3 protein-coding genes are annotated in these 3,484 nt (G+C 51.3%); all 3 read left to right on the top strand.

Features of this window, described 5'->3' with window-relative positions:
* On the top strand, window positions 1-578 hold a 578-nt coding region (locus HWQ67_RS14740; protein ID WP_218253451.1), incomplete at its 5' end, for a sensor histidine kinase.
* A 42-nt stretch (window positions 579-620) separates the two neighbouring features.
* Complete coding sequence (locus HWQ67_RS14735; protein ID WP_218253450.1) at window positions 621-1,964, top strand: sigma-54-dependent transcriptional regulator; 1,344 nt, start codon at window positions 621-623, stop codon at window positions 1,962-1,964.
* A 1-nt stretch (window position 1,965) separates the two neighbouring features.
* The gene (locus tag HWQ67_RS14730; protein WP_218253449.1) at window positions 1,966-3,246 is read left to right on the top strand and encodes a M23 family metallopeptidase; all 1,281 of its coding nucleotides are present in this window, start codon (window positions 1,966-1,968) and stop codon (window positions 3,244-3,246) included.
* The last annotated feature ends 238 nt before the right edge of the window (window positions 3,247-3,484 follow it).

Raw genomic sequence — 3,484 nt, 5'->3', positions numbered from 1 at the left:
TACTCAAAAGGTGGAAAAACAACGACGCAAACTTTGACCGGATTATCGAAAAGGCCGCCAGCACCATCGTCAAGGAAGTCGATGGCCTCCAGCGCCTGGTCAACGAGTTCTCACGCTACGGAAGGATGCCAGACATTGAACTGGCCCCCTCACACCTGGACACCCTCATACAGGAGGTCACGGACCTGTATCGGGAATACGAAACCCTGGAAATATCTGTGCATTACGACACCGACGTTACAGAGATAATGCTTGACCCCGACCAGTTTAAACGTGTCCTGATAAATATTTTTGACAACGCAATACAGGCAATGGAAGAAAATGGTAAAATAGACATACTCGTAAAAGAGGATGAGAATCATTCGTGTATTTTATTAGAGATCAGCGACAATGGTAAGGGTATAGATGAAGAGGACAAGGATAAGCTGTTTCAACCGTACTTCTCCCGTCGCAAAAACGGTACGGGCCTCGGGCTTGCCATAGCGCAAAGGATCGTTATGGAGCACAAGGGAAGGATCAAGGTCGGTGACAATGTGCCCAGGGGCTCTACGTTTAAGATAGAGCTACCCTGTTATTAGAGCTGTTGTGGATGTACCAAATTTAAGGGACTGTAGGGTGCGATGAACGAGTATAACATACTGATAATAGACGATGAGCAAGGGATCAGAGAGACCCTGTCGGAGATATTTGAGGATGAGGGCTTTAGTGTTGTTGCTCTGTCCTCCGGTGAGGAGGGGATAGAGTTTGTCGGCAAGCACACGCCCGACGTCATATTCCTTGACCTGTGGTTGCCCGGCATGGACGGCATAGAGACCCTGGAGGAGATCAAGCGTATAAGTCCGTACATTCCGGTGATAATCATCTCCGGTCACGGCAAGATAGAGCAGGCCGTAAAGTCCACCAAGATGGGGGCCTACGACTTTATAGAAAAGCCGCTGTCGCTGGAGCGAGTGCTCCTGAGCGCCAAGCGGGCCATCGAACGCAAAGAACTGATACTGCAAAACGAGTCCCTCAGGAGGGAAAACGTCAAGCGATTCATGATGATCGGCGACTCTGCCGCCATGTTTGAGCTTAAGAGTCAGGTTGACATTGCCGGCAAGAGTAATGCGCGTGTCCTGATCATGGGCGAAAGTGGTTCGGGCAAGGAGCTTGTCGCCAGAAACCTTCACCTCAACAGCGACAGGGCAAACAAGCCGTTTGTGGAAGTAAACTGCGTGGCAATACCTACGGAGCTTATAGAGAGCGAGCTGTTTGGCCATGAGAAGGGGTCCTTTACGGGTGCATTTGAGAAGAAGAAGGGCAAGTTTGAGCTTTCGCATGAGGGCACGCTCTTTTTGGATGAGATCGGCGACATGTCCATGACCACGCAGGCAAAGGTCTTACGCGTCATAGAGACACAGGAGTTTCAGCGCGTGGGTGGTAGCAAGAACATCAAGGTGGATGTGCGCATAATAGCGGCTACCAACAAGGACCTCCCAAAGGAGGTCAAGGAAGGCAAGTTCCGTGAAGACCTCTTCTTCAGGCTCAACGTCATCCCCATAATCGTCCCCCCACTGCGTGAGCGAAAGGAAGACCTGCCCGTGTTGATAGACTTCTTCATGAACCTCTTTGCCAACGAATACGGAAAACCCGTCAAGAGCATCGACCAGGAGGCACAGAAGATACTGCACGGCTACGACTGGCCAGGCAACGTCAGGGAGCTAAAGAACACGCTCGAACGATTGTTCATAATGGTTCAATCCAAGGTTATCACTGGGGCCGAGGTGGCCAACTACAAGAACACATCGATAGACTATTTTGCCTTTGAAACCCTCAGGGATGCTCGGGATAACTTTGAAAAGGATTACATCATCAAGCAGCTCATAAAACACAAGTGGAACGTCTCAAAGACCGCTGAAACATTACAGATTGAACGAAGCAATCTGCACAGGAAGATTAAAAGCTACGGGATCGTTATACCATAAGATGAAAAAGTATTCAGCCATAATATTGACAATAATGGTGGTAGCACTGATTGCTGCAGGTGTGGTGCTGTTTATTTCCAGGGCGAAGGCGCCGGTTGTAGAAGGGTTGCAGGGGTTTGGTGTTCTGCCGGCCCAAAAGGTGGTCGTGCTACGGCTCACCAGCAACGCCGATATCAAGTACGTCGAGGTTCTGTTGACCCAGGACGGTAAGGAGGCTGCACTGGTAAAGGATATGCCCAAGCGTAAGACGGTTGAGCTGACGCTGACCGTTGAACCGAAAAAGCTCTCCCTCAGCGACGGCAAAGCGGAGGTGACTGTCAAGGCGGTATCGGGGCGTTTTGCGACAACGCAGGAGCGCCTCCCCGTGACGATAGACACGGTCCCACCGGAGGTATCCGTGATAAACTGTTCCTACATAACGGACCAGGGTTCTTCGGCAGCGGCTCTGATACAGTCCAGGGATGCAAAGGCCGTCTACGTGCGTGTGGGAGAAAACGCATATCCGGCGACAAACGAAATCTTGCCCGATAAACAACGGTTTTTCGTCATCTATCCCATAGGGCTGGATACACCCGTAGAGACGCCAATCTTTGCCGAGGCCATAGATGAGGCCGGCAACAAGGCCACGACTCCAATCACGACAATCGTAAAGAAGACCGTTTACAGGAAAGATACCCTGAAAATAACCGACAGCTTTATAAAAAAACAAGTCTATCCGATGCTGAACACACCCGACATCCCTCCGCTTGAGGCATTCAAGACCGTCAACGAAAAGTGGCGCACAGAGGCAGAGGAAAAGATAAATGCCTCGACCAAGACCGGCGCCAATAAGATGTTGTGGAACGGTACGTTTGTGCAGATGAAGAACAGCAAGGTCTTTGCCCGCTTTGGCGACATCAGGAGTTATGAGTACGAAGGCAAGATAGTCAGTCACAGTCGTCATTTGGGGTTTGACCTGGCGTCGTTGAGCAACACCCCCGTGGAGGCGTCCAACGCCGGGGTTGTTGTATTTACGGGAGATATTGGCATCTATGGCAATGTTGTGATAATCGATCACGGGATTGGATTGATGAGCCTATATGCGCACTTGTCTTCCATTGACGTGGCCGTAGGGCAGCAGGTGGAGAAGGCCTCGATTGTCGCACACAGCGGCATGACGGGGTTTGCCGCTGGAGACCACCTGCATTTCGCCATGCTGTTGCACGGGCAGTATGTCACACCCGTTGCCTGGTGGGACAAAATGTGGATAGAAAAACGTGTCCTTAACGTCCTCAACAAGTAAAGAAAAGAGAAAGAAGGGTGCATAAGACAGTAGTTGGTGGCTTCGTCAAAGAAAGAATGGGGGCTTCGCCCCCTACCCCCTACAAGAAGGGCGGCTCCGCCCTTCTTTACCGCTCCAGGTCGCACCTGGCTCCTTGACCTCCCCTGCAAGGGGACCAGTCCCCCACTGAGCCGGGGGTCGCTGACCCCTTGACCCCGTTTATCTTACCCACCAAAAGTTTATGCACCCGGATTCAGGG

The sequence above is a fragment of the Candidatus Magnetobacterium casense genome, assembly GCF_019173545.1.
Taxonomy (GTDB): Bacteria; Nitrospirota; Thermodesulfovibrionia; order Thermodesulfovibrionales; family Magnetobacteriaceae; genus Magnetobacterium; species Magnetobacterium cryptolimnobacter.
Note: the sequence above shows the minus strand (reverse complement) of the source record. Positions and strands in the feature narration are given on the sequence as shown.